The organism is Janibacter hoylei PVAS-1, from assembly GCF_000297495.1.
GTDB lineage: Bacteria > Actinomycetota > Actinomycetes > Actinomycetales > Dermatophilaceae > Janibacter > Janibacter hoylei.
The window spans coordinates 43778-68619 of sequence record NZ_ALWX01000019.1; the positions used below are offsets into that span (position 1 = coordinate 43778).

A 24842-nucleotide genomic window follows, 5' to 3' on the forward strand; every position below is an offset into this window, starting at 1 on the left:
GTCACCAGGGCTTGTCGACGCCCCCGGAGTTGCCCTCGTCCTGACCCTCTGCCTGGCGGCGCTCGCTCTCGGCCTCGTCCTGACCGGTCTTGTTGCGCTCCTCGAGCTCCTTCTGCTTCGGGTCCTTCTCCTCCTCGCCCTCTTCACCCTCGGACTCGTCGTCCTTCGTGTCCTCGGGGTCCTCCGGCTCCTCCTCGGGCTCCTTCTTGCCGGTCTGCTCCTCAAGCTTGTCCTTCTGCTCCTGCTGCTTGGCGCCGGCCTCGCCCTCGTTGCCGTCGTCGGACCCGTCGAGGCAGCCCTCGGGGCCCTCCTCGATGAGCGTCAGGGCCTCCTCGGCGAAGGCCTTCTCCTGGTCGGCGTCGCCGGCCTCGTTGGCCTGGTCGGCCTGCTGGGAGATCGTGATGACGAGGTTGGTCCGCACGGTGCAGTCGTCCTGCGGGTTGCCGGTGCGCGAGAGCGCCAGCTCGAGGTCGCGCCGACCCCCCTCGAGGTCACCGGACATCGACTTGCCCGTCCCCTCGACGAAGGGAGCACGCCACCGCTCGACGAGGTTGAGGATGCCCAGCCGCTCGGCGGCCCGGACCACGCCGGGCCCGTCGCCCGCGGCGTGCGCGTCCTGGGCCGAGCCCATGTGCAGGGGCAGGGTGAGGAAGCGCGCGGCGAGCACGAGGAGCACGATCGCGGGCAGCACGGTGCCCCAGACGAGGCGCCGCCGACGGCGCAGCCGGGGCTCGAGGGTCGCCATCACGACTCCACCCTTCGCAGTCGGCCGATCTCTCGGGTCATGGTGAAGAGGTCGACGAGGAGGAGCACGCACGCGATGACCGCTGCGACCCACACGAGCGAGGTGTAGGTCTCGATCTCGGTACCGGCGCCGTCGACGGTCGTGCCGGGGTCGGCCTCCTCGAGCGCCGGGCCGATGTCGCCGCCGGCCCGGTGGGTGTAGGGCACCCCGAGCTGCTCGGCGATCTCCTCGAGCTTGGCCTCGTCGATCTTGCTCACCCCGGGGTTGCCCGAGGCATCGGTCACGTCGTCACCGGTCGAGCCGTCGGCATTCGTCGTCGCCATCCGGCCTCCCTCCTCGGTGCCGTAGCCGAGCACGGCGCCACCGTCGACGAGGTCGGCCACGTCGAAGGGGGTCCCCGGCTCGGACGAGGTCTGCTCGCCGTCACCGAGGTAGAAGACGATGCGGGCCCGCTCGGGCTGGCGCTCCTTGACCCCCTCGAGGGTGGTGCGCAGGCGCTCATCGGCTTCGGTCACCGAGGAGCCGCCCGAGTAGAGGCTGTCCTCGGCGCGCAGGTTGTCCGTCGCGGTCCGCAGCGCCTGGGTGTCGGTCGTGAGCGGCATCGTCACGCGGGCCGTGTAGTCGAAGGTGATGATGGAGAAGCGGGCACCGGGCATCTCCTCCTGGATCTTCGCGATGTCGTCGCGGTAACCGTCGAGGCGGGTCGCGCCGTCGACGTGGTCGCGGGCCATCGCCGAGGTCGTCGTGTCGACGACGAAGAAGACGTTGACGTCCGAGGCGGCCTGACGCGCGATGCCGCCGGTGGTCGCCGGGCCGAGCAGGGCGACGACCATGGCGAGCGCTGTCGCCAGCCGCAGGCCCCACCGCAGCCGGTGGCGCGAGTCGGCGGCGAGGCGCCAGCCGGTGAAGCCGACGAGCAGCAGACCGAGGAGCACGACGATCGGCCAGGGCAGGAGCGGATGCCAGCTCATCGGCGCCACCTCCACAGGACGGGGTAGAGGACGAGCAGGCCGAACACCGCCAGGGTCACCCACACGGCGGGCAGGTCGGTGCGCACGGTGATCGGGGCGCTGTCGGGCAGGCGGGCCGCCTCGAGCTCCTCGATGTCGCTCGTCACCTCGGCGGTCGCGCCGGGCTGGTCGAGCCCCCAGGTCCGCCCGCCGGTCTTCTCCGTCGCGGTGACGAGCTCCTGGTGGTTGCTGCCGAAGTCGTAGGGGTTGAGCCCGTAGACGCGGATCTTGCGCTCGGTCGCCAGGTCGGCCGCCTCGTCGAGGGTGTAGACGCCCTCGCCGTGCACCTCGTTGTCCGTACCGAGGATGATCGCGCGCGGCCGCTCCTGGTCGAGGTGGTCGAAGTTGAAGACGCAGCTCGCCAGACCGTCACCGACCTGCGAGCTGGCCATGATCCGCTCGTTGAAGGTGCCGTCGGTCGGGCTGTACTGCCCGCCGCCGAAGGTCGTGAAGCCCTCGGCGTAGCCGGTCAGCTGCTCCTCGACGAGCTCGTAGTCGTCGGTGAGGGGGAAGGCGGTGACCGCCTGGTTGTTCCACAGCACGAGCCCGATGCGCTCGCCGCGGAAGCTCTTGACGATCTCGGCGAAGTCCTCGAGCACCGCCTTGTCGGTCCGGATCATCGACCCGGAGACGTCGAGGCAGAGCATGATGTCGCGGTTGTTCTTCTCCGGCTCGATCGTCTCGGTCGTCGCGGGTCGCCCGGCGGCGACCGCGAGGGGCAGGACGGTCAGGCCGATGATCGCGGCGATCCCGAGCAGCCGGGTGCGCTGCCGGGCGACGGCGGCACGGTAGGCGGGCAGTCGGGTGAGCCGGCGGGTGTGGGCGACGAGGACGGCCGTGCGGGCCGCCGTGTCGCGCCCGGCGAACCACCAGCCGAGGGCCGCGACGGCGCCGATGGCCAGGACGATGAGCAGGGTGAGCCACCACCACGTCAGACCCATCACGACCACCCCCCGACGACCTCGCGGGCCGCGCCCGCTGACGCCTCGAAGCTCGGCCGGTCGGCCTCGGCCGCCCCGAACTGCCGGGGGTAGAAGGTCTCGATGAGCTGCGCGAGGTGGGCCGGGCCGCGCTCACGCAGGTCCTGCGCGGTCATGGTGTCGGCACGCAGCCCGCTCGCCTTGGCGACGAAGCCGCGCACCACCTTCGACAGCTCGTGGTGACCCCGACGGGCGGTGATCTTGCCGCCGCCGACGGCCGAGTCGATCTCGTCGATCCGACGCAGGGCGTCCCGCCGCAGCTTGGTCAGGGCGGAGGGCGGCAGTGAGCCGCCACGCTCCTGCGGGTCCGGCGTGCGCGTGAAGAGCCAGATGCAGACGCACCAGATGATCAGGGCGAAGATGATGAAGCCGCCGAGGAGCGGCCAGGTGATCGCGTAGTCCTGCGGGGCGAGGTAGATCGGGTCAGCGTCCACGGCGCCTCTTCTCGAGCATGCGCACGATCATCGGCACGACCTCGTCGGTGTGCCCGGCGCGCGCGGAGGAGACGTCGGTCCGCCGCAGCATGGTCTCGACATCCGCCCTCCGGGTGGTCTCCGACCGGCCGAACTCCTCCGCCAGGAGGCGGTCGGTGGCCAGCAGGTCGGGCAGCGTGTGGTCGGCGGCGACATCGCGCACGAGGGTGTCCTCGGCGACGCCGAGGGGGTCGAGGTCGGCGACGTCGACCCACAGGACCTCATGGCGCAGCCGCAGGCTCCGCAGCAGGTCCTCGACCTCGCGGGGCTCGACGCCGTCGTCGGCGATGATGAGCAGGACCTTGCGCCCGCGGACGTTGCGGCTGACGTGCCGCAGCAGTCCCGGCAGGTCCGAAGGGGGTGAGTCCGGCTGGGAGAGGGCGATCGTCTCCTGCAGGATGTGCTCGAGGTGCCCCTCCGAGTTGCGCGCTCGGGTGGCGTGGATGCGCCCCGGCCCGCCGCTGATCATCGAGACGTCGTCGCCGTGGCGCACGGCGAGCCACCCGAGGACCCCTGCGGCGAGCACGGCGATGTCGCGCTTGGGCTCCCCGCCGGCGGCCGTGGCGGCCATCTCCCGGCCGGCGGGCATGATGACGACGAGGGAGAAGTGGCGCTCGGCGACGTAGCGCTTGATGAGCATCGAGCCGTGCCGGGCCGAGGCCCGCCAGTCGATGTCCCGGATGTCGTCACCGACCGCGTACTCGCGCAGGTCGTCGAAGTCCATCGACCGTCCCTTGTGGACAGAGGCGTACCCACCGTCGAGCAGCGCGACCGACCGGCGTCGGACGTGGATCGACAGCTTCCCCTTGACCTTGTGGACCAGTCGCGTCATGGCCGCCCTAGGGGGTGCGGACGGCGCGCACGACGGCGTCGATGATCGTCTCGACGCGCACGTCGTCGGCGGTGGCCTCGTAGGTGAGGAGCACGCGATGGCGCAGGACGCGGTGGGCCAGGTGGCGCACGTCCTCGGGGATGACGTGGTCGCGGCCCTGGAGCAGGGCGGAGGCGCGCGCGGCCTTGGCGAAGGCGATGGAGGCACGCGGGCTGGCGCCGATCTCGACGTAGCGCGCGAGCTCGGGCGGCATGACCTTGCCCGGGGTGCGGGTTGCCGAGACGATGAAGGTGATGTAGTCGAGGACCGCCTTGTCGAGGTAGACCGAGCCGGCCAGACGCTGCAGCTCGCGGGCGTCGGCGACGTCGATCATCGCCCGGTCCGGTTGGTCGAAGACGCCGGAGTCGATGCGGCGCACGACCTCGGCCTCCTCCGCGGGGCTCGGGTAGTCGAGCAGGTCCTTGAGCATGAAGCGGTCGAGCTGGGCCTCGGGCAGGACGTAGGTGCCCTCCTGCTCGATGGGGTTCTGCGTCGCGAGGACGAGGAAGGGCTCGGGGACCTTGAAGACCTGACCGCCGATGGAGGTCTGCCGCTCCTGCATCGCCTCGAGCATCGCCGACTGCGTCTTGGCCGAGCTGCGGTTGATCTCGTCGAGCAGGACGAAGTTGGCGTGGACCGGGCCGAGCTGGGTGACGAACTTGCCCTGGCTCGCGTCGTAGACCTGGGTGCCGACGATGTCGCTCGGCAGCAGGTCGGGCGTGCACTGGATCCGCTTGAAGGACCCACCGATCGCCGTCGCGAGCGCGTGCGCCGCCGTGGTCTTGGCCAGGCCGGGCACCGACTCGAGGAGCACGTGGCCGCTCGTCAGCAGACCGATGAGGAGGGTCTCGCGCAGACGCTTCTGCCCGACGACCTTCGTCTCGAAGCCCTTGTCGACCGCCGCGACGAGGCTGCGGGCCCGCTCCATCTGGTCCTTGCTGATCCTGCTCGTGGGCGGCACGAGGCTCCCCCTTCGATCGGTGGTCGATGTCGCGGCCACTCTACGGAGTGACGCGGCCCGCGGCACTGGGGAGCACTCCCCCCGAGACCGGCCGCGACATCGCCCCCTTCGCTCAGCTCGTCATGACGACGTCGTGCAGGGAGACGCCGTACCGCGTGGCGCGGCGGTCGGTGACGATCCGCACGTGCCGCGCCGAGGCGCCGGGCAGGCGGATGGTGTCGATGCCGCCGTCGCTGTCCTTGACCGTCTTGACGGTGGTCCACGACCGGCCGTCGAGGCTCGTCTGGACCCGGTACGACGAGGCGTACGCCGCCTCCCAGTCGAGGGTGATCCGACGCACGAGGCGCGGGGTGCCGAGGTCGGCGGCCCACCACGCGTCGTCACCCCAGGCGCTCGCCCACCGGCTCGTGGCGCTGGCGTCGATGGCATTGCCGGCCCGGTAGCTGCCCGCGAGGCTCCACTGGGTCGAGCTCGCGGTGGCCACCGCCCCCGTCGTCAGGTCGGAGCCCTCCTGCCAGCCCGTCGTCGCCGCCCAGGTGCGCAGGTAGGACTCCGGGCCGCGCAGCAGGTCCTGGACGACCTGCTCGCCCCGGGTCCCGCCGTGGGTGCGCATGTCCTGCACCCAGTCCGGGATCATCCCGTAGTGCGCGACGCCGTCGCGGTTGTAGTCCCAGATCCGCTGGCCGGTCACCTGGCGGTCGACGGTGCCCGACCCGGTGACGGTCGGGAAGGGGTACTTCAGCGGCTTCTCCGCGGCGTCGTCGCGGGGCGGCGGGGTGCCACCGAAGCCGTTCATGTCCATGCCGAAGCCGTAGCCGACGCCGTACTTCTGCCGCACCGGCCGATCGGCGTGACCCTCCTCGACGAAGTCCTCGGCACCGTGCCCGTACTGGGCGATGAAGCCGCCGAGCCGGTAGACCCGCTCGGTGAACTGCTTGTCCATCCACGAGTGGCTCGAGATGACGCCCGGGTAGCCCTCGGCCTCGAGGATCTCCATCGTCCGCTTGGCGGACTTGACGCTCTGGTGGTCGATCTCGACCATGAGATCTCGCTCCATCATCCCGCGCAGCGCGTACTCACCGAGCGAGGTCAGCCCGCGCTTGTTGCAGTGCGGCCCCTTGGGATAGATCGGCAGGACCTGCACCGGCAGGTGCTTGGCCACCTCGGGCGGGATGACCCCGCCCTCGACGGTGTTGTCGTGCAGGGAGGTCGGGCAGGACTCCACCTGCCAGAACTGCCCGGTGCTCAGGAAGTTGCCGGCGTTGACGACGATGCCCTGGGTGCCGGAGTCGAAGCGGACCCCGCACAGCGCGTTGTCGAACTTGTGGCACAGGTACATCGAGCGGATGCCGAGCTCCTTGGCCTCGTCGAGGCCGGCGTCGATCTGGGCCTTGGTGCAGTGCGCGATCCCGATGGTCTGCCCACAGCCGAAGGGAGCGGACACCTCCATCCCGAGGATGACGGCGAGCTTGCCCTGACGGATGTACTCGCGGGCCTCCTGGGCCGAGTAGGCAATCCGAAACCAGCCCTTGCCCGGGCCGCCGTGCCGCGCGTCGATGAAGGCCTCGAGCTCCTTGGTCTTCTTCACCTGCCGGCGCACGACGTCCATGTCGTTGCACGAGCTCGTGTTGACCTGCGTCGGCAGGGAGCAGAGCACCGAATTGTTGACGGTGTCGGCGACCATGATGCGCTGCCCTCCACGCCAGGCCCGCTCGACCCAGCGGTAGTACATCTGCTGGTGGGTCAGCGAGGACCACTTCGGCGCATCGGCGAAGGAGGGGTAGAGCGTGGTCGAGTGGGTGTCCAGCGGGCCCTTGCCCTCGAGGTGGGTGAGGTTTTCGATGAGGCCGGTCCGCCCGTCGCTGCCATGGCTGTGGCAGTCGGTGAGGGCGTCCTGGATGCCGAGCTCGCTGAAGGTCTTGCCACACACGATGTCCCCGCCGAATCCTTCGTCGGACATCAGGTGGGTGTGCGCGTCGATGAGCCCGCGCACCTCCCCCTGCGGCGTCGCCGTCGACGGGGCGCCCGTGACGTTGACCTCCGAGTCCTTGGCCTGCGGGGCGCTCTGCTCGTACCAGGGCTTGGTCCCGGCACCGGCTCCCGGGGCGAGCAGTCCGAGGACGAGCGCGAGCACGAGCAGGGCGAAGGGGGTCCCTCTGCGCCTGGTCCTGCGGCGGGGTGTGGTCATGGCGGTCTCCGATCGGTGGCGGCGGGTGGGGCCCGGCCTCCACAGGCTACCGACGAGTAACACTTTGGTCTACCGGTGAGTAACTTCGCGGCTCCGTAGGGTGCGTGGGTGCACTCCCCCGACCCGGCCCCGCGCGTCGGCCCCCGCGAGGTGCTCGGCCTGGCCGTCCCCGCCTTCCTCGCGCTCGTCGCCGAGCCGCTCTTCCTCATGGTCGACGCGGCCGTCGTCGGGCGTCTCGGCGTCGTGCCGCTCGCCGGCCTGGGGGCCGCGAGCTCCGTCCTCCTCACTGCCGCAGGCGTCTTCGTCTTCCTCGCCTACGGCACGACGAGTGTCGTCGCCCGTCAGTTCGGCGCCGGGTCGCGGCGCGGGGCCCTCGAGACCGGCGTCGGCGGCGTCTGGCTCGCCGGAGGCCTCGGGGTGCTCGCGGCCCTCGTCGTCGGTCTGGCCGCCCGACCCCTGGCCCACGCCTTCGGGTCGTCGCCGGCCGCCCTCGACGAGGCCGTCGTCTACCTGCGCATCAGCGCCCTCGGCCTGCCCGCGATGCTGCTCGTCCTCGCCGCCACCGGCATCCTGCGCGGCCTGCAGGACACCCGCACCCCACTGGCCGTCGCCACCCTCGGCTTCGGCGCCAATGCCGTGCTGTCGGTCGTGCTGGTCCTCGGGCTCGACCTCGGCATCGGCGGTGCCGCCTGGGGCACGGTCATCGCCCAGTGGGGCATGGCCGTGGCACTGCTCGGGGTGGTCCTGCGCGAAGGGAGGGCCGCCGGGGCCTCCCTCCGGCCGCACGTCGGGCGGGTCGCGGCCGCCGCCCTCGACGGCGTCCCCCTGCTCGTGCGGACCCTCGCGCTGCGGGCCGTCATCCTCCTCACCGTCGCGACCGCCGCCGACTTCGGTGACGTGCCGCTCGCCGCCTACCAGGTGACGACGACGGTCTGGTCGCTCCTCGTCTTCGCCCTCGACGCGCTCGCGATCGCCGGCCAGGCCCTCACCGGGGCCCAGCTCGGCAGCGGCGACGCGCGGGGGGCACGTGAGGCGACCGCCCTCATGGTCCGGTGGGGCGTGTGGGGCGGGGTCGCCCTCGGCCTCGTGCTGCTGGCGCTGCACCGTGTGCTGCCGATCCTCTTCACCGACGACCCCGCCGTGCGCAGCGCGATCGCCGCGGGGCTGGTCGTCATCGCGCTCGGGCAGCCGCTCGCCGGCTACGTCTTCGTCGTCGACGGGGTGCTCATCGGGGCCGGCGACGGCCGCTGGCTCGCTGGGTCGATGGCCCTCGTGCTGCTCTCCTACGTGCCCGTCGTCGCGGTGACCCGGGCGGTCGGCGGAGGCCACGGGCCGGAGGCCGCCGTCATCGCGCTGTGGGTGGCCTTCACCGTCTTCATGCTCGTGCGGGGCGCCTTCATGGCCTGGCGCATCCGAGGCGATGCCTGGGCCGTCACCGGCGCCACCCGCTGACCCCACCTGCACATCTCCCTAGGGAAATACCCATCCACGTACACATTTCCCTAGGGAAATTCGGCCCCACCTGCGCATTTCCCTAGGGAAATGCACCCTCAGACGACGCTGGGGCGGGTGCTGTCGGCGTAGGAGTACCAGCCTGGGCGGCCAGGCCCTCGGCCACGCGGCGGCGGCCGGCGGCGCCCTCGGCGGTGACCACCGCGAGCTCTGCGGGGCGCAGCGGGGTGAGCGGGAGGACCCGCGCGCCGGAGCCCTCGAGGTCGAGGTCGACGGGCCGGCCGGGCAACTGGACACCGATGAGCGCGCCGAGACGGCCGTCATCGACCCAGTCGGCCGGGGCGTGCTCGCCCGACAGCTCGACGGAGAGCAGGTCGTGGGCGTCGAGTGCCTCAGCGAGGCTCGCCGCAGCACCGGCCACGGCACCGGCCGCCTCCTCGAGGGCGGCGGTCAGCCACCGCCCCTCGCCGGTGGGCCCGGAGAGCAGCTCGCGCCCTTCGACGTAGAGCTCGACGCCCAGACCGCCGGAGCCCGCGCTCAGGCCGTCGGTGCTGACGATGCCCGTGTGGGTCGTCGTCACGAGGACGTAGGACGAGGCCCCCGTCGGCCACAGCCCGCCCTCGTCGGCGTCGCCCAGCGCGCCGTGCTGCGCCCCGACGGAGCCGACGGCCCGCCAGAAGTCGGCTCGACGCTCACCACTGCGGTCGGTCTGATCCATGGAAGTCACCCCTGCATCCTGCCCGCTGCGCGGGGCGGGCGAAAGTCAGGCCCCCCCGCCCCGTCCACTGGACGACGCCCCATGACGAAGGGGGGCCCCGCCGGTCGTCGGCGGGACCCCCCTTCGTCATGGGGCGTCACAGCGGGCCGCCCGCAGCGGGCTCACTTCGTCGTCAGACGGAGGGTGAACTCGGCCTGGTCGCCCTCGCCCCACATCGCGAACCCGACGGCCGACAGCGGCTCGAGGTTGGCCCTGGTCTCGTCGTCCATGTCGGAGCCGAAGGTCTCGACGATCTTGCTGATGTCGGCGTAGGCGACGGTGCCGGCCTTGTCGGCGTCCGGGACGGCGTCCTTGAAAGCGTCGGAGTCACCCAGCCCACTGCCACCGGCGACCTCGTCGGCGTAGCCGGCCGGCGTCGCGACGACGGTGCGGCCATCACCCGCGTCCTTGACCTCGAAGGCCGGACCGCTGGAGTAGCCGGAGGGGCTGCCCTGCGTGCTCCCGACGACCTTGTCGATCAGGCCACGGTCGCCATTGCTGACGAAGGCCACCTTGGGCTCGTCGGCGTCCGGACCGAGCGCGACGGTCGTGTCGCTGCCGACCGCCTTGGCGACGTCCTCGGGCACGGACAGACCGGTCTCGCTCGTGAAGTCGTCGAGGCCCTCCTGCCACTCGTCGCCGAGGCTCTCGCGGGCCGCCTTGTCGATCTCGGGCCAGGCCTTGCGCAGGGACTCGTCGAGGCCGGCGACCGAGAAGGCCGCGAGCGTGCTCGTCGGCAGCTTGCCGATGGAGGTCCCGTCACCCGCGGGCACGCTGCCCTCGGGCAGATCGTTGACCCGACCGGCGATCTCGAGGGTCGGCCCGTCGAAGCGCAGCGCGGCGGCGTACCGCCCCTGGGACTGACCGCTACCCGTGACGTCCTCGCCGATTACCGACTCGAGCTCGGCGGCCCTGGTGCCGTCCATCCACGCCGTCGCGATGCCGTCCTCGCCGAGGTCGGACATGTCCTGCGAGAAGCCGTCGGCCTCCGAGAGCGGGGCGGACGCGGCCTCGTTGACCGCCTTGTCGACGACCCCCTGGTCCTCGCCGCAGAGCACCCACTCGGGCTGGACCGAGCAGTAGGTGCCGTCGCCGGCGAGCTTGCCGATGCCCTGGGTGGCGGCGTCCTGGTCGGTGCTGGCCAGGGCCATGACGACCTCGGGCTCACCGCCGTCGGTCCCCGGGAGCAGCGCGACGCCGACCCGCTGGCCGAGCCACGGCTCGACGTCCTGGGCGTAGTCGACGCCCTCGAACTCGCCGTCCTCCTGCAGCTCCTCGAAGATCTCCTTGCGCAGGTCTCCGTCCTCGTCCATGTCGGCCAGCGGGTCCTGGGCACCCGGGAACTTGCGGGCGAAGCGGAAGGCATCGACCTTCTGGTCCGCGGCGGGGTCCAGATCGAGCTTGGCAAAGGCGAAGGCCGAGGCCGGCAGCGCCTCCTCGGGCTGGGGGCCGCCCCCGTTGATCTTGCTGTAGGCGAAGAGCGCGCCACCGCCGAGGAGGCCGAACGAGAGGACACCTGCGGTGCCGAAGGCGAGCCACTTCAGGCCGGAGCCGGAGCGCGGCGTCGGCTGCTGGGGCGCCTGGCCCCACTGGCCGGCGGGCTGGCCGTAGGGCTGCTGGTACATCGGCTGTCCCTGGTAGGGCTGGCCGTAGCCGGGCTGCTGGCCGTAGCCGGGCTGCTGGCCGTAGGGCGGCATGGTCATGGTGGGCTCCCCGCTCGTCGTGATGTCTTACCAAGACCTTACGGTCGGCGACCGCCCCACGGACATGGGGAGGACTACCCATGAGATGACGACGGCGCCGCCCCTGGGGAGCTCACGCAGGACGCATGACGAAGGGGGGCGACCCACCACACGGTGGATCGCCCCCCTTCGAGCGGGTGTCGTCAGCCGGCGACGATGTCGAGGCTGATCTTCGCCTGGACCTCGGGGTGGAGACGCACGAGCGCCTCGGCCGGGCCCACCGACTTGATCGGGGTCGGGATCTCGATCGTGCGACGGTCGAGCTCCGGGCCACCGGCGGCCGCGACGGCCTCGGCGACCTCGCGGCTGGTCACGGCGCCGAAGAGGCGACCGGACTCACCGGCGTGGGCGCTGATGGTGACCGACTTCGACTCGAGGTTGCCCTTGATCGACGTCGCCTCCTCGAGGGACTTGCCAGCGCGAGCCGCACGGCCGGCGGCGAGCGCCTCGACCTGCTTCTGCGCACCCTTGGTCCACTGCTCCGCGAGACCGCGGCGGTAGAGGAAGTTGCGGGCGTAGCCCGGCTTGACGTCGACGACGTCACCGGCGGTACCGAGGCCGGAGACCTCGTGGGTGAGGATGACCTTCATGTCTGCTCCTGAGTTCTTCGCGGCCGCGGATCAGCGGTTGGACGAGGAGTAGGGCAGCAGCGCCATCTCCCGGGCGTTCTTGACGGCGGTCGCGATGCGACGCTGCTCCTGGACGGAGACGCCGGTGACCCGACGGGCGCGGATCTTCCCGCGGTCGGAGATGAACTTGCGCAGCAGGTTCGCGTCCTTGTAGTCGATGTTCTCGACCTTCGCCGCCTTGAGCGGGTTGGCCTTCTTCTTGGGCTTGCGCACTACGGGCTTGGCCATCGTGGTGCTCTCCTTCGTGTTCACGAGAGCCCGAGGTTGGTCCTCGGGATGGGGGTGGTGTCAGTGCCCGGGCGTACCCGGGCGTGAGAGATCGATCAGAAGGGGGGCTCGTCGTAGCTGGGCGCACTGCCCCAGCCGCCGCCACCCTGGTTGCCGCCGCCCTGGGCAGGAGCCTGCTGGCCGCCGAAGCCGCCACCCTGGGGAGCGCCGCCCTGCTGGCCACCGCTCGCCCACGGGTCGTCCTGCTGGCCGCCGAAGCCGCCACCCTGGGGAGCGCCGCCCTGCTGGCCGCCGCCCCACGAGCCGCCGCCCTGGCCGTCGCCGCCACCGCGCTGGGTCTTCGTCACCTTGGCGGTGGCATAGCGCAGCGACGGGCCGACCTCGTCGACCTGCATCTCCATGACGGAGCGCTTCTGCCCGGTCTCCTTGTCCTCCCACGAGCGGGAGACGAGGCGACCGGTCACGACGACGCGGGTACCACGGGTGAGGGACTCCGCCACGTTTTCAGCGGCCTCGCGCCACACGGAGCAGCGCATGAAGAGCGTCTCCGCGTCCTTCCACTCGTTCGTCTGACGGTCGAACGTGCGGGGGGTGGAGGCAACGGTGAAGTTGGCCACTGCGGCACCACTCGGCGTGAACCGGAGCTCCGGGTCCGCCGTGAGGTTGCCGATAACGGTGATGGGGGTCTCGCCAGCCATGGGTTTCCTTCTCGATCGGTGATCGTCTCAGGTGAGCCTGTCAGCAGACACCGACAGGCCGGAGGGTGAGGCCGCTCAGGCCTCGACGCGCATGAGCTTGGTCCGCAGGACCTGCTCGGAGAGACCCAGCTGCCGGTCGAGCTCCTTGCTCGTCTCCGGCGTGCAGGTCAGGTTGGCGACGGCGTAGAGGCCCTCCGCCTTCTTGTTGATCTCGTAGGCGAGACGACGACGGCCCCAGTGGTCGATCTTGTCCACGCTGCCGCCGTCCTTGGTGACGACGGTGAGGAACTTGTCGAACAGCGGCTGGACGGCCCGCTCGTCGGTCTCGGGGTCGAAGATGACCATGAGCTCGTACTGACGCATGCTGATAACCCGCCTCCTTCGGTCTGAACGGTCACGGTCTCTCCGTGACAGGAGGGTTGTGCATCCGCCCCCGGGCAGGCTCATCGGGCGACGAGCTGACGCAGGGGACCCATCAAGGCTATCGGCTGCACTCCCTTCGCACCAAAGCGTGCCCCGGACGGGCGGCCGACGTCAGACCCCGGCCGGCTCCTGTGGACGGGCATCGAGGCGGGGGCCCGGCTGTGGACGGGGAGCCGGGTTGTCGACGGGGGTGTACCAGACACTCCACAGCAGGAAGCACCACGCGATGGTCCGGCCGAGGACGACGACGGCGTACCAGGGGGCGGGCAACCCCTTGTCCGGGTCGGACGCCGCGCCGATGTGCAGCCACAGCGCACTCGCGTGGACCGCCTCGACGGCGACGAAGCCCAGGTGGGTGCGCCACGAGACGCCCGCGAGGAGCGCGAGCGGCAGCACCCACAGCGCCGCCTGCACCGGCACCGAGGTACCGGTGAGCGCGAGGACCGGCACGCTGAAGGCCGCCACCTGCGCCCACGTCGCCGGGCGCCATGCGCGACGGGCCATGACGACGGCCGCCCAGACGGCGCCCGCCCACCCGACGAGGGCGACGATCGGCGCGACCCGGTCCGGCAGCGGGCGCCCCGCGAGCTCCGGGATCATGAGGATGGAGCCGTAGCCGGGCTTCTCCGCCCACCACGTCTGCAGGGGGCCGAGGACGATGTCAGGGGAGGCGATCGCCAGCACGGCCATGCCGCCCACGGCCGTCGCGAGGGCGATGACGACCGTGCGGACCGCCTCGTCGGTGCGCTCCTCCCGGCGGGCGGCCACGACGAGGGCGATCGCGACGAGGCCGACCCACGCGTGCCCGAGCAGAGCCAGCCCGAGCAGCACGCCCGCCAGGGTCGTGCGACGACGCGCGTCGGCGAGCATCGCCGCCAGGACCAGGGTGACGACGACGAGGTCGGGCGACAGCAGCGCCGCGACGACGTGGATCGGCGACAGCGCGAGCTGGGTCGCCAGGTCGAGCCGCTGCGGACGCAGCCGGCCCACGCACCAGACCGCGACGGCGAGCGCGGCGGTGATGAGCAGCGTCCAGATGACGAGGTACCAGCGCGACGAGTCCAGCCAGTTGCCGTCCGGCACGATGCCGCCGACCAAAGCCATCAGCCCCGACAGCAGCGGCATCTGCTCGAGCCGGACGTCGCCGCCCAGCCAGGCTGGCAGCCCCCGGTCGAGCCCGGCCAGCTGGTACTGCGCCGGCAGGTCGGAGAAGCAGCCCCGCCAGAACTGGTCGTCGCCGTTCCACCCGTTGGCCACGCAGTGGCCCTGACGCAGCACCGCGCCCGAGATCGGGAGCACCGACATCAGGACGATCAGGGGCAGGAGCCGACCCAGACTCCGCTCGCGCCCCGACGCCCGTCGCCCCAGCGGACCACCGATGATCGCGCTGGCGTCCCCGGGCAGGAGGTCGCGCGGCGTCCACTCGCGGGGCACTAGTCGCCTCGGCCCTCGGTCGCACCCCGGCCCGGCGTCAGGCTGGGCAGCGTCGGCTCCGGGGGCTCAGGGGGCTGCGTGGTCGAGGTGGGCTTCGGGGTCGACGAGGTCGGCTTGGGAGTCGACGAGGTCGGCTTCGGGGTCGAGGTCGGCGACTTCGTCGTCGACGTGGACTTCGAGGTCGACGTGGACTTCGACGTCGACGAGGAGCTGCTCGACGAGGACTTCGAGCTCGACGAGGAGCTGCTCGGGGAGCGCGTCGTCGTGGGCGTGGGCGCGGGGGCCTGGGTCGTCGTGATCGGCGCCGGGGCGTCGGTCGGCGGGTCGGTCTGCGGCCGGTACTTGACGTTGCCCGGCGGTGGCAGCCGCTTGACCGGCTCACCCTCGAGCGCGTCGATCATGTAGTCGGTCCAGATCCGCGCCGGCACGGTGCCACCGGTGATCTCTCCGTACTCGCCGACATTGCTCAGCTGGTTTTCTTCGGTGAGCGAGCCGTCGCCCTTGTACATGCCGACGGCGGTCGCGAGCTGGCCCGGGGTGAAGCCGTCGAACCAGGCGGCGTAGTTGTTGGAGGTCGTGCCGGTCTTGCCCCCGACGGGGCGGCCGAGATCGGCGACGGTCGGGTAGGCGGTGCCGCCGGGCTGACCGACGAGGCTCATGGCCTGGATCGTGTCGCGGGCGACGTCCTGGGGGAAGGCCCGCCGCACGTCCTTCTTGACCTTGTAGTCGATGTCGTAGGCGCCCGTGCTCGTCACCGACGAGATGTAGTACGGGGTGGCCCGGCGCCCTTCGGCCGCGATCGTCGCGTAGGCATTGGCCATGTCGATGACCCGGACGGAGTCCGTACCGAAGACATTGCCCGGGCCGTCCGACAGCGGGACCTTCTTGTCACCCTGCCACCCGATGACGCCGGCGTCCTTGGCGGACGCGGCGGTCGACTTCGGGGTGACCGCGAGGTTGAGCTGCGCGTAGTAGGTGTTGACCGACTTCTGGGTCGCCGTGCGCATGTTGACCGGGCCGTACGACGAGTTGCCGTAGTTGACGATGCCACCGGCCCGCTGGATCGGCGTGGCGTCGGAGCCGGAGTAGACGAAGGCCCGGTTGTAGTACGGGCTCGCGCCGCTGTACGTCGTGTACAGCGGGATGCCCTTGCGCAGGGCCGCGATCATCGTGAAGGGCTTCATCGTCGAGCCGGCCTGCATCTTGCCGTCCACGGCCGAGTTGAAGTAGCCGTACTTGCCGCGGCCGAACTTCTCGCCGCCGTACATGACCCGGATCGCCCCCGTCGCCCGGCTGCACCGAGGCGAGACCGATGTGGAGGTCCGCGGTCCGGCGCCCCGTCGGCCGGTGCTCCTTGACCGCCTTGACCGCCGCGGCCTGCGCGTCCTTGTCGATCGTCGTGACGATCTTGAAGCCGCCGCGGTCGATGTCCGCGTCGCTCAGCTCGAGGCGGTTGCGCAGCTCGGAGCGCACCTCCTCGGTGATGAAGCCGATGTCATCGGACTTCGCCTGCGATCGCTTGGGCGCCTTGGTCTTCGGGAACTTCTGCTCGGCCCGCTCGGAGGCGGTCATCCAGCCCTGGTCGACCATGCCGTCGAGGACGTAGTTCCACCGGCTCGTCGCCAGCTCGGTCTGCTCCTCGCCGAGGGCGGGGTCGTAGAGCGAGGGGCCGCGGATGACGCTCGCGAGCAGCGCGCCCTCGGAGGGCGTGAGGTCCTCGACGTCCTTGTTGAAGTAGGCCTTGGACGCGGTCTGGATGCCGTCGGCGCCGCGACCGAAGTAGATGGTGTTGAGGTAGTTGGTGAGGATCTCGTCCTTGCTGAGCTCACCGTCGATCTTCACCGACAGGAGGATCTCGCGGCCCTTGCGCTCGAGCGTCTGGTCCTGGGTGAGGAAGTAGTTCTTCACGTACTGCTGGGTGATGGTCGAGCCGCCGCCCCGGTCCTCGCCGGCGAGCGCACCACTCACCGCACGGAAGATGCCCTTGGGCGAGATGCCCCGGTTTTCGTAGAAGCTGCGGTCCTCGGCGGCGAGGAAGGCGTGCTGCACGTGCTCCGGCACCCGGTCGAGCTCGACGGCCTCGCGGTTGACCTTGGCGATCCGGTCCATCTCCGTCTTGCCGTCGGAGTAGTAGATGACCGAGGCCTGCGAGACCGCGTGGTCGTTGGGCTTGGGGATGTCGATGAGCAGGTACGCCGCGACGACCGCGCCGATGCCGAGAGCGACGAGGGCGGTCAGCCCGATGAGGACCTTGCGCAGGATGCGTCGCTTCCCCCGCTTGGGGCGCGCGCTGCTCCGCCGGGACGACGAGCGTCGCCGAGACCGCGCCTCGGCGCGGGAGCGGGGGGAGTCGGACATGAGGGCACCTCTGCACACGCGGGATCACGACTAGACCTCCCCAGTATGAACGCATCGCGGCGCGCCCACCCACGTCGAGTCGATGTATCACCTCGATACATCGGGTACGCTCTCCCCGCACCGAGCCGCCGGCCGGTGGTCCACCGACCGGGCGAAGGGAGTCACGTGCGCCGTCGCGAGATGCTCGAGTTCGCCGTGCTCGGCCTGCTCCACGAGGACCCCCTGCACGGCTACGAGCTGCGCCGTCGGCTCAACACCCGCCTCGGCGCCTTCCGGGCGCTCTCCTTCGGCACGCTCTACCCCTGCCTGGCGAGCCTGCAGGGTCAGGGCCTCGTCGACGGCGACGGCGCGCGTACCGGCGGCGGACGGCGTCAGCGGATCACGTACACGATCACCGAGGCCGGTCGGGCGGCCTTCGCCGAGCTGGCCGGCCGGTCCGACCCGCCGAGCTGGGCCGACGACGCCTTCGACGTGCGGGTCGCCTTCTTCGCGCGCACCGAGCGTGAGGTTCGCCTGCGGATCCTCGAAGGGCGCCGGGCCCGCCTCGCCGAGCAGCTGCGTGCCATGCGCGAGGGCGCCACCCGGGCCGACCGCTGGTCGGCCGCCCTCGCCGCGCACGACGAGGACGCGACCGAGCGCGCCCTCGCGTGGCTCGACGAGCTCATCGACGCCGAGCGCCGAGAGCCCCACGCCCGCCCCGGGCACCCTCAGCGACCCATCGCACCCAGCCTTCAACCCGCCCCCCACCAAGGAGAACCCATGACTGCCATCCGTGTCGCCATCGTCGGCGTCGGCAACTGCGCGAGCTCGCTCGTCCAGGGTGTCGAGTACTACAAGGACGCCGACCCGTCGGGCACCGTGCCCGGCCTCATGCACGTGACCTTCGGCGACTACCACGTCTCGGACGTGCAGTTCGTCGCCGCCTTCGACGTCGACGACAAGAAGGTCGGCAAGGACCTCGCCGAGGCGATCAACTCCTCGGAGAACAACACGATCAAGATCGCGGACGTCCCGACGACCGGCGTCACGGTGCAGCGCGGCCACACCCTCGACGGCATCGGCAAGTACTACGCGCTGACGATCGACGAGTCCCCGGCCGAGCCGGTCGACGTCGTCCAGGCGCTCAAGGACGCCGAGGTCGACGTGCTCGTCTCCTACCTGCCGGTCGGCTCCGAGGAGGCGGACAAGTTCTACGCGCAGTGCGCGATCGACGCCGGCGTCGCCTTTGTCAACGCGCTGCCCGTCTTCATCGCGTCCGACCCGGAGTGGGCCCAGAAGTTCGAGGACGCCGGTGTCCCGATCATCGGCGACGACATCAAGAGCCAGGTCGGCGCGACGATCACGCACCGCGTCATGGCCAAGCTCTTCGAGCAGCGCGGCGTGGTCCTCGACCGCACCTACCAGCTCAACGTCGGCGGCAACATGGACTTCAAGAACATGCTCGAGCGCGAGCGCCTGGAGTCGAAGAAGATCTCCAAGACGCAGGCGGTCACGTCCAACCTCGACGGCCCGCTCGCCGGCGTCGGGGCCGACGACCGCAACGTCCACATCGGCCCGTCGGACTACGTCGCCTGGCTCGACGACCGCAAGTGGGCCTATGTCCGCCTCGAGGGTCGCGCCTTCGGCGACGTGCCGCTCAACCTCGAGTACAAGCTCGAGGTCTGGGACTCCCCCAACAGCGCCGGCATCATCATCGACGCGATCCGCGCGGCGAAGATCGCCAAGGACCGCGGCGTCGGCGGCGCCCTGCTGTCCGCGAGCAGCTACCTCATGAAGTCCCCGCCGGAGCAGCGCGAGGACACCGAGGGTCGGGCCAAGCTCGAGGCCTTCATCGCCGGCACCGAGGAGCGCTGACCGGAGCTCGACGCCGGCCCGCTAGCCTGTGTGCCATGGGTCACAGGGTCGAGTCGGAGCTGGTCGCCAACGTCATCGCCGTGCAGGTGGCGGCCGACCAGGTCGTCGCCGTGGGTGACGAGCTCGTCCTCCTCGAGTCGATGAAGATGGAGATCCCCGTGCTCTCCGAGCGCTCCGGGCGGGTGGCCGAGGTCAAGGTCGCCCCCGGCGACGTCGTCCAGGAGGGCGAGGTGCTCGTCGTCATCGACGACTGACCTGCGCACACGACGAAGGGTGGGTCCGACCATGCGGTCGGACCCACCCTTCGGTGCGTGTGGTGGCGATCAGGCGCCGCGCCCGCCGCCGCCCGAGCCCTCGGTCTGCTGGTCGGCCTGCTCGACGGCCTGCTTGGCGTAGGCGTCGATGGAGTCCTGCGCGCTCTGGAGCGCCTTGACGGCGTCCTGCCAGGAGCTGGTGAACTGCTCGGAGTCCGTGCCGAGCCAGTTCTCCGCCAGAGTGGCGGCCTGCGAGGTGCCGCTGGTGGCGACCTCGCCGATCTTGCCGGACTGGGTGGTCAGCTGCTGGGCCACCTCCTTGATCTTGGCAACATCCATTCCGTCGGTCAGGTTTCCGCTCATCTCAGTGTCCCTTCAAGTCTGTGTGGTTCGAAGCTGTCGGTGTGGTCGCTCAGCGGTTGGAGATCTCGCCCTGCTGGGTGGTCTCGTGCTGGAGCTGCTCGCTCAGCGCGTCGAGCATCTGCTTGATCTTCTCGAGCTGCGGGCGGTGCTGGGACTCCCACTCCGAGACGAACTTCTCCGAGTCGGCGCCGTTCCAGGCCTCGTTGGCCGCCTGGACCTGGGTGTTGACGTTGGTGATCACGGTGCCGAGGTCCTCGGCGAGGTTCTGCCACTTCGGCAGCTCACCCTTGACGACGTCGAGGTTCATTCCGAGCCAACCCATTGTGTCCTCCTGCTGTAGATGCTGATCGTGATGTGTGGATCTGTGCTGCTCACTCGAGCGATCCCTCCGCCCGACTGAGGTCAACACTAGGGAAGGTCCGCGGGGAGGTACATGGGGAGAACTCCCCCGACCTCCACCGCACCGGCACCTGCCCGTCGATACCGTTGCGGCACAACGGAATTCATGATCTCCCCAGTCCGCCGGGGAGCGCCATCTGGGCGATCAGCGACTTGCCGCGACGCACGATGACCCCTCGGCCCTCGGGCATGACGACCCGTGCCAGCGGCGGGAAGTTGGTCTTGAAGATCATCGACGACTCGGACCCGTCGGGCGCCAGCGCGATGCCCGACCGGCTGGCCTTGACCAGGCCAGGCAGGCCCATGCTCGTGCTCAGCGCGCTCGGGTCGGCCTCACCGATGACGAAGTGGTCGTTGTCGACGAGCGGCTTGATCGCCTCCTGCAGCGGCATCTGGAAGGGCGGCGCGTTGAGGTCGTCGAGCTTTTCGCACACGAGCACCTGCCGGGGGGAGCTCTCGTCGAGCGCCCGCTCCTTGAGCGTCGCGCACAGCTCCTTGATGTCGTCCTCGCGGGTCGCGGAGGCGTCGATCTCGGGGAGGCCGAGCAGCTCCGAGTTGCGGCGCAGCGTGATGAGACTGACCTGGCAGGTGGGGTCCCACCGCTTGACCGCACGCACGAGCTGGACGACCGCCGTGGTCCGTCCGCTCCCGGGCGGGCCGGTCACGATGAAGCCACCGCGTGGGTCGATGGTCACCGGGGCCATCGCGTCGGAGCTCATCGCCATGACGGGCAGACCGTCGACCTGGGCCGGCATGCTCGCTGCCGGCACGACCTCCGGCAGCGAGCGATCGGCTCGGCCGGTCGCACTCCCGACTTCGTCATGGTCTCGGCGAAACCGCGGACCATGCGCGACTGCTCGGAGGCGTCGTGGGTGCCGCCGAGGACGGCCACCTGGACCTCGCGCTTCTTGAAGATGCCTCGGCCGGGCGGCGACTCCGGCGTGAGCACGTCGGTCGGCACGCCGAGGAAGGAGTAGTCGTCCTCGGTCGCCATGCGCAGCACGAAGCGCGACTGGACCGAGGAGCCCATGGCGACCGGCAGCCCGTTGCGGGCGTCGACCGACAGGACGAAGTGGACACCCACCGGGCGCCCGTCGGCGAGGAGCGAGGTGAAGGCGTCGAGCCACTTCATGAGCGCTCCCGCCGACTCGTAGGCATTGCGGAAGGCGGTGAGCCCGTCGACGAGGACGAAGATCCGCGGCTCGTCGGTGCGGCCGGTGATCTTGCGGTACTGCGTGATCGTCGTGGCATTGGCGGCCGAGTAGCGGATGGCGCGCTCGTCGATCGTCTCGCGGAGCGTCGTGATGAGTCGCTTGACCCGCTCCTCGTCCTGACCCGAGATGATGCTGCCGACGTGCGGCAGGTCCTCGAGCATCGACAGGCCGCGGTTGCCGAAGTCGAGGCCGTAGACGTGACAGGGCCCGCCGCGCACGGTGAAGCCCGCCGCGATGGCGATGGTCCGCAGGAAGGTGCTCTTGCCCGAGCCCGACGCACCGTAGACCGCGAGGTTGCCCTCGACGTCCGGGCGGAAGGAGATCGACGGCTGGCTCTGCCGTTCGGGGTTGTCGGCGATGCCGATGACCAGCTCGTCGTCGCGGCGGTCCGTCGGCAGCTTGGCCAGCTCGTAGACCTCCTCGAGCTCGGGCAGCCACGGCTTGCGGGGGATCGGGATCTCCGCCTCGACCCGGGCCCGCTCGACGGTCTCGACGACCCGCTGGATGTCGGTCGGGCCGAGGTCGGCATCCTCGTCCCCCTTCGGCTTGGCGGGCAGCTCCCACGCGACCGGAGCACCGAAGGTCAGCGTCGAGACGAGCATGTCCGGCGGTGGCGGCGTGTTGCTCGTCCACCCACCGGCGTAGCCGGTCTGGAAGGGCACGAGACGACCCGGTCCCGACTTGGCCATCGCCCGGCCCGGCAGGCCGGGGTCGAAGTAGGCCGCGTCCGGCGTGCCGAGGACGTCGGTCGAGTCATCGGTGTCGGCCATCCGCAGCGCCATGCGCAGGTTGGTGTTGGCGCGCAGGTTGTCCTTGATGACGCCCGCGGGGCGCTGCGTCGCGAGGATGAGGTGGATGCCGAGCGAGCGACCTCGCTGGGCGATGTTGACGACGCCGTCGACGAAGTCGGGCACCTCCTGCACGAGCGCGGCGAACTCGTCGACGACGATGATCAGGCTCGGCGGGGCCTCGACCTCGCCGCGACGCTCGAGCTCGACGAGGTCCTTGGCCTTGAAACGGGCCAGCAGGTGCTCGCGGTAGTGCAGCTCCGCCGAGAGCGACTCCAGGGCCCGTCGCACCAGGTGCGGCGACAGGTCGGTCACCATGCCGACGGTGTGCGGCAGCTGGACGCAGTCGCGGAAGGCCGAACCACCCTTGTAGTCCACGAGCAGGAAGGTCACCCGCTGCGGGCTGTTGGCCGTCGCCATGCCGAGGATCCACGCCTGGAGCAGCTCGGACTTGCCGGCACCGGTGGTCCCGCCGACGAGGGCGTGCGGCCCGTCGGTGCGCAGGTCGACGCTGTGCGTGCCGAGCGCGGACTGACCGATGACGGCGCGAAGGGAGCCCGGCTTGCGGCTCGGGGTCGGCGGCGCGTGCCGGCCGGTGAGGATCGAACGGTTTTCGTTCCACCGCTCGATGACGGCCATCTCGGACTGGGCGATCTCGGTCCCGACGAGAGCGAGGTAGGAGACCGACCGCGGGATGTCGGAGTCGTCCTGGGCGAGCGCGCTGGAGTCGGTGATCGGTGCGAGCTGGCGGGCGATGGTCTCGGCGTCGGCCGGCGCGAGCAGGTCCGCCTGCACGTCCGTCGCCACCTGCGCGGGCCCGACCCAACCGACCCGGCAGGCGCCCCCGTCGGCGACCTCGACGAAGGTGCGGCAGGCCGCCGGCAGCTGCTCGGTGACGGGCGCGACCCAGATGACGACGACGCCCTGCTGCCAGCCCGTCTCGGCGAGCTGCACCAGGCGGGCCCGGTCGACCGGCGCGTCGTTCTCCACGAGGACGACGACCGCCGGGCCGCTGCGCGTGTCGTTGCTCCCGGCGGCGCCGGCGACGAGGCCCTCGAGCTGCTCCATGACCGCAGAGCACCCGGGGCCGGAGCTGGCCGTGTGCTGCACGTCGAGCGGGCTCTGCGGCGAGGAGGTGTGGGGTACCCACTTGAGCCAGTCCCAGTCACGCGCCGACGTCGTCGAGGTGAGCGCGCACAGGACGACCTCGGCCGGCGAGTGCGCGGCGAGGGTCTGGACGACGAGCGAGCGGGCCAGGCCGAGGGCCGCGTCGCGCGGTCCCGAGACGCCGATGGCGCCGTCGAGCAGCGGGTGAGCCGTCACCGGCACGTCGGCGACGACGCCGAGGCCCTGCATGAGGGTCGAGACCTCGAGCCACGCCTCGGCGCGGGTCCGCCCCATCTTGGGCAGCTTGATCTCGCTGCGGCTCGGCCGCACGCCCAGACCGAGGCGGTACTCGAGGAAACCGGGCTCCCCCGGCCGCCGGGTCCACATGAGCGGGTGGTGGGCGGCAACCGCCTGGCCGAACTGCGCGACGGCCGGGTGCTCCTGCCGACGCACGTCGTGCTCGCGGTCGAGCTCGGTCTCGATGTCCTCGACGAGGTAGCCCACGTCCTCGCGGAAGTCGACCATCGCCTCCTCGAAGTCCAACCGCACGCGCCGCTTGGACTCCCACGCGTTGGCGAGCATCATCATCGGCATCATGAGCATGAACATGATCGTGAAGCGCGAGCGGGTGATGGCGAAGAGGGTCGCGCCCATGAAGACCGGCACGATCATCATCGCCAGGGGGATGCGCTGCGGCTTGCCGCGCTCGGGCAGCTCCGGCACCTCGAACTGCAGACCCTGGTAGACGGGTGCGATCCGGGGCGAGCGGACGAAGGCGACGTCACCGGACTCGGTGCGGGTGACGCCCGCGGCCGCGGTCCGGGCCGAGATCTCGAAGGTCGTGTCACCGATGGTGAAGGTCTCGCCCTCGCGCAGGATCGCCCGGTCGACCTGCTCGTCGCCGACGACGACGCCGTTGGACGAGCCGAGGTCGGTCACCTCGACGACGTCCGCGACGAGCAGCTTGGCGTGACGTCGCGAGACGGAGGCGTCGTTGATCTGCACCTCGCAGCCGCGACCACGCCCGACGTGCGAGGTCCCCCGCTGGAGCGGGTACTCCCGACCGGTGTCCGGCCCGGCGACGACCCGCGCGATGGCGATGGGGGCCTCGGTGTCCTTGTACCCCGAGGACCGACGGGTCACCGCGAGGTGGGCCCCGGAGTGCAGGCCCGACTCCTGGACCGTGGTGTGCGGGTCGACGGCCCGGTGGTTTTCGTCGACCAGCGCCAGCGTCAGCTCACCGAGGTCCGCGTGCCCGGGCGTGACCCCGGACCGCTGCCGCTCGGGGTCGGCGAGGACGAGGTGCTCGGCGAGGTCACCGACCGTCGTGCGGCCGTCGACGGTCGCGACGAGGTCCGTGTCCTGGTTGTCGGACCCGCGGAGGGTGAACATCAGCTTCATCGGAGCGCCTTCCGGGAGGGGGGCGGTGGTGTGGTCGTGGAGCCCGATGTCCTCCTGGCGGGACAACAGCGGGCGCGGGTCGAAGATCGTGCGGACCCGGGTGACGAAGGGAGCCTCGCGCCGCAGCCGACGGCGCACCCGGCGCAGCTCGGCCTGCCACGCGGTGACCTCGGCCGGCTGGGGCGGCGCCTCGCCGAAGACGAGGGCATCGGCCCGCATCGCCGCGGGCACCGCGTCGACGGCGGGCCCGAGGGCCCGGGCCTGCTCGATGCGGGTACCGCCGGCCGGGAGCGTGTGGCCGAGGACCCGCGCCTCCTCGACGAGGTCGTTCCACGCGCGACCGACCCTGCGGTCGGGCGTGCCGCGCCGCAGCCGGACGGCCCGACGCACGGCCGTGACGAGCGGGGTGAGGAGCAGCAGGAGGAGCGGGATGCCGACGAAGATCCCGAGCAGCTGGGCCCACAGGGGGCCACGTCGACGGCGCGGACCAGTCGACGACCGGCTCCGGCGGGG

General features: G+C 71.1%; 22 protein-coding genes and 2 pseudogenes. 4 read left to right on the forward strand and 20 right to left on the reverse strand.

Annotated features, from left to right (window positions below; genetic code table 11):
* Window position 1: 1 nt before the first annotated feature.
* From B277_RS15825 to B277_RS04945, 7 genes are all read right to left on the reverse strand, one after another.
* On the reverse strand, window positions 2-748 hold the full coding sequence (locus B277_RS15825) for a hypothetical protein (protein WP_156811734.1): 747 nt from the start codon (window positions 746-748) through the stop codon (window positions 2-4).
* Window positions 745-1716 carry a vWA domain-containing protein gene (locus tag B277_RS04920; protein WP_007925796.1) on the reverse strand — a complete coding sequence of 324 codons (972 nt, stop codon included), beginning with the start codon at window positions 1714-1716 and terminating at the stop codon, window positions 745-747. Before B277_RS04920 ends, B277_RS15825 begins: the two co-directional genes overlap by 4 nt.
* Window positions 1713-2696 (reverse strand): VWA domain-containing protein, encoded by a 984-nt coding sequence (locus B277_RS04925; RefSeq protein ID WP_040880857.1) that lies wholly within the window; start codon window positions 2694-2696, stop codon window positions 1713-1715. The genes B277_RS04920 and B277_RS04925 overlap by 4 nt, the downstream gene beginning before the upstream one ends.
* Complete coding sequence (locus tag B277_RS04930; RefSeq protein WP_007925800.1) at window positions 2696-3169, reverse strand: hypothetical protein; 474 nt, start codon at window positions 3167-3169, stop codon at window positions 2696-2698. Before B277_RS04930 ends, B277_RS04925 begins: the two co-directional genes overlap by 1 nt.
* The gene (locus B277_RS04935) at window positions 3159-4040 is read right to left on the reverse strand and encodes a DUF58 domain-containing protein (protein ID WP_007925802.1); all 882 of its coding nucleotides are present in this window, start codon (window positions 4038-4040) and stop codon (window positions 3159-3161) included. Before B277_RS04935 ends, B277_RS04930 begins: the two co-directional genes overlap by 11 nt.
* A gap of 7 nt (window positions 4041-4047) precedes the next feature.
* A complete protein-coding gene (locus tag B277_RS04940) occupies window positions 4048-5007 on the reverse strand; it encodes an AAA family ATPase (protein WP_007925804.1) in 960 nt (319 codons plus the stop codon).
* Window positions 5008-5152: 145 nt separating this feature from the next.
* On the reverse strand, window positions 5153-7228 hold the full coding sequence (locus tag B277_RS04945) for a discoidin domain-containing protein (RefSeq protein ID WP_051987881.1): 2076 nt from the start codon (window positions 7226-7228) through the stop codon (window positions 5153-5155).
* A gap of 108 nt (window positions 7229-7336) precedes the next feature.
* Between B277_RS04945 and B277_RS04950 the strand changes: the two genes are divergently transcribed.
* Entirely contained in the window at window positions 7337-8680 is a 1344-nt protein-coding gene (locus B277_RS04950; protein ID WP_007925807.1) for an MATE family efflux transporter, read from the forward strand.
* An 82-nt stretch (window positions 8681-8762) separates the two neighbouring features.
* Here the strand turns inward: B277_RS04950 and B277_RS04955 are convergent, their stop codons facing one another.
* From B277_RS04955 to B277_RS19750, 9 genes and pseudogenes are all read right to left on the reverse strand, one after another.
* Entirely contained in the window at window positions 8763-9398 is a 636-nt protein-coding gene (locus tag B277_RS04955) for a hypothetical protein (RefSeq protein WP_007925808.1), read from the reverse strand.
* Window positions 9399-9559: 161 nt separating this feature from the next.
* Window positions 9560-11140: a DUF3352 domain-containing protein gene (locus B277_RS04960; RefSeq protein ID WP_007925809.1), complete on the reverse strand. Its 1581-nt coding sequence runs from the start codon at window positions 11138-11140 to the stop codon at window positions 9560-9562.
* Between the two features lie 182 nt (window positions 11141-11322).
* The gene (gene rplI, locus B277_RS04965; protein WP_007925812.1) at window positions 11323-11769 is read right to left on the reverse strand and encodes a 50S ribosomal protein L9; all 447 of its coding nucleotides are present in this window, start codon (window positions 11767-11769) and stop codon (window positions 11323-11325) included.
* A 30-nt stretch (window positions 11770-11799) separates the two neighbouring features.
* Entirely contained in the window at window positions 11800-12036 is a 237-nt protein-coding gene (rpsR, locus tag B277_RS04970; protein WP_007925814.1) for a 30S ribosomal protein S18, read from the reverse strand.
* 95 nt (window positions 12037-12131) lie between these two features.
* Window positions 12132-12734 carry a single-stranded DNA-binding protein gene (locus B277_RS04975; RefSeq protein WP_007925816.1) on the reverse strand — a complete coding sequence of 201 codons (603 nt, stop codon included), beginning with the start codon at window positions 12732-12734 and terminating at the stop codon, window positions 12132-12134.
* A gap of 75 nt (window positions 12735-12809) precedes the next feature.
* Window positions 12810-13097 (reverse strand): 30S ribosomal protein S6, encoded by a 288-nt coding sequence (gene rpsF / locus B277_RS04980; RefSeq protein WP_007925817.1) that lies wholly within the window; start codon window positions 13095-13097, stop codon window positions 12810-12812.
* 171 nt (window positions 13098-13268) lie between these two features.
* Window positions 13269-14462: a glycosyltransferase 87 family protein gene (locus tag B277_RS04985; RefSeq protein WP_128277044.1), complete on the reverse strand. Its 1194-nt coding sequence runs from the start codon at window positions 14460-14462 to the stop codon at window positions 13269-13271.
* Between the two features lie 128 nt (window positions 14463-14590).
* A complete protein-coding gene (locus B277_RS16570; protein WP_083853645.1) occupies window positions 14591-15859 on the reverse strand; it encodes a penicillin-binding transpeptidase domain-containing protein in 1269 nt (422 codons plus the stop codon).
* Between the two features lie 379 nt (window positions 15860-16238).
* Window positions 16239-16949 (reverse strand): annotated as a pseudogene (locus B277_RS19750) (transglycosylase domain-containing protein); the annotation flags it as partial.
* Between the two features lie 180 nt (window positions 16950-17129).
* Here B277_RS19750 and B277_RS18825 point away from each other — a divergent pair.
* From B277_RS18825 to B277_RS05005, 3 genes and pseudogenes are all read left to right on the forward strand, one after another.
* Window positions 17130-17360: pseudogene (locus B277_RS18825) on the forward strand (PadR family transcriptional regulator); the annotation flags it as partial.
* Between the two features lie 348 nt (window positions 17361-17708).
* Entirely contained in the window at window positions 17709-18803 is a 1095-nt protein-coding gene (locus tag B277_RS18320) for an inositol-3-phosphate synthase (protein WP_007925826.1), read from the forward strand.
* A gap of 35 nt (window positions 18804-18838) precedes the next feature.
* Window positions 18839-19057, forward strand: coding sequence for a biotin/lipoyl-binding carrier protein (locus B277_RS05005; protein ID WP_007925829.1), 219 nt, complete (start codon window positions 18839-18841; stop codon window positions 19055-19057).
* A gap of 69 nt (window positions 19058-19126) precedes the next feature.
* Here the strand turns inward: B277_RS05005 and B277_RS05010 are convergent, their stop codons facing one another.
* The 4 genes from B277_RS05010 to B277_RS05020 all read right to left on the reverse strand — a co-directional run.
* Entirely contained in the window at window positions 19127-19420 is a 294-nt protein-coding gene (locus B277_RS05010; protein WP_128277042.1) for a hypothetical protein, read from the reverse strand.
* Window positions 19421-19469: 49 nt separating this feature from the next.
* Window positions 19470-19742 (reverse strand): WXG100 family type VII secretion target, encoded by a 273-nt coding sequence (locus tag B277_RS05015; protein WP_083853647.1) that lies wholly within the window; start codon window positions 19740-19742, stop codon window positions 19470-19472.
* 181 nt (window positions 19743-19923) lie between these two features.
* Complete coding sequence (locus B277_RS15830) at window positions 19924-20574, reverse strand: hypothetical protein (protein WP_007925841.1); 651 nt, start codon at window positions 20572-20574, stop codon at window positions 19924-19926.
* Window positions 20535-24842 (reverse strand): FtsK/SpoIIIE domain-containing protein (locus tag B277_RS05020; RefSeq protein ID WP_007925842.1); only part of this gene is annotated, 4308 nt, incomplete at its 5' end. The genes B277_RS15830 and B277_RS05020, both read right to left, overlap by 40 nt.

Coding starts and splice junctions, on each gene's coding strand:
- B277_RS04920 (WP_007925796.1), bottom strand. CDS start 1,716: ATGAGCTGGCATCCGCTCCTGCCCTGGCCGATCGTCGTGCTCCTCGGT.
- B277_RS05010 (WP_128277042.1), bottom strand. CDS start 19,420: ATGAGCGGAAACCTGACCGACGGAATGGATGTTGCCAAGATCAAGGAG.
- B277_RS04975 (WP_007925816.1), bottom strand. CDS start 12,734: ATGGCTGGCGAGACCCCCATCACCGTTATCGGCAACCTCACGGCGGAC.
- rpsR (WP_007925814.1), bottom strand. CDS start 12,036: ATGGCCAAGCCCGTAGTGCGCAAGCCCAAGAAGAAGGCCAACCCGCTC.
- B277_RS04945 (WP_051987881.1), bottom strand. CDS start 7,228: ATGACCACACCCCGCCGCAGGACCAGGCGCAGAGGGACCCCCTTCGCC.
- B277_RS16570 (WP_083853645.1), bottom strand. CDS start 15,859: ATGTACGGCGGCGAGAAGTTCGGCCGCGGCAAGTACGGCTACTTCAAC.
- B277_RS04940 (WP_007925804.1), bottom strand. CDS start 5,007: ATGGAGCGGGCCCGCAGCCTCGTCGCGGCGGTCGACAAGGGCTTCGAG.
- B277_RS05005 (WP_007925829.1), top strand. CDS start 18,839: ATGGGTCACAGGGTCGAGTCGGAGCTGGTCGCCAACGTCATCGCCGTG.
- B277_RS04955 (WP_007925808.1), bottom strand. CDS start 9,398: ATGGATCAGACCGACCGCAGTGGTGAGCGTCGAGCCGACTTCTGGCGG.
- B277_RS15830 (WP_007925841.1), bottom strand. CDS start 20,574: ATGCCGGCCCAGGTCGACGGTCTGCCCGTCATGGCGATGAGCTCCGAC.
- rplI (WP_007925812.1), bottom strand. CDS start 11,769: ATGAAGGTCATCCTCACCCACGAGGTCTCCGGCCTCGGTACCGCCGGT.
- B277_RS04960 (WP_007925809.1), bottom strand. CDS start 11,140: ATGACCATGCCGCCCTACGGCCAGCAGCCCGGCTACGGCCAGCAGCCC.
- rpsF (WP_007925817.1), bottom strand. CDS start 13,097: ATGCGTCAGTACGAGCTCATGGTCATCTTCGACCCCGAGACCGACGAG.
- B277_RS04935 (WP_007925802.1), bottom strand. CDS start 4,040: ATGACGCGACTGGTCCACAAGGTCAAGGGGAAGCTGTCGATCCACGTC.
- B277_RS18320 (WP_007925826.1), top strand. CDS start 17,709: ATGACTGCCATCCGTGTCGCCATCGTCGGCGTCGGCAACTGCGCGAGC.
- B277_RS04925 (WP_040880857.1), bottom strand. CDS start 2,696: ATGGGTCTGACGTGGTGGTGGCTCACCCTGCTCATCGTCCTGGCCATC.
- B277_RS04985 (WP_128277044.1), bottom strand. CDS start 14,462: ATGTCGGTGCTCCCGATCTCGGGCGCGGTGCTGCGTCAGGGCCACTGC.
- B277_RS05015 (WP_083853647.1), bottom strand. CDS start 19,742: ATGGGTTGGCTCGGAATGAACCTCGACGTCGTCAAGGGTGAGCTGCCG.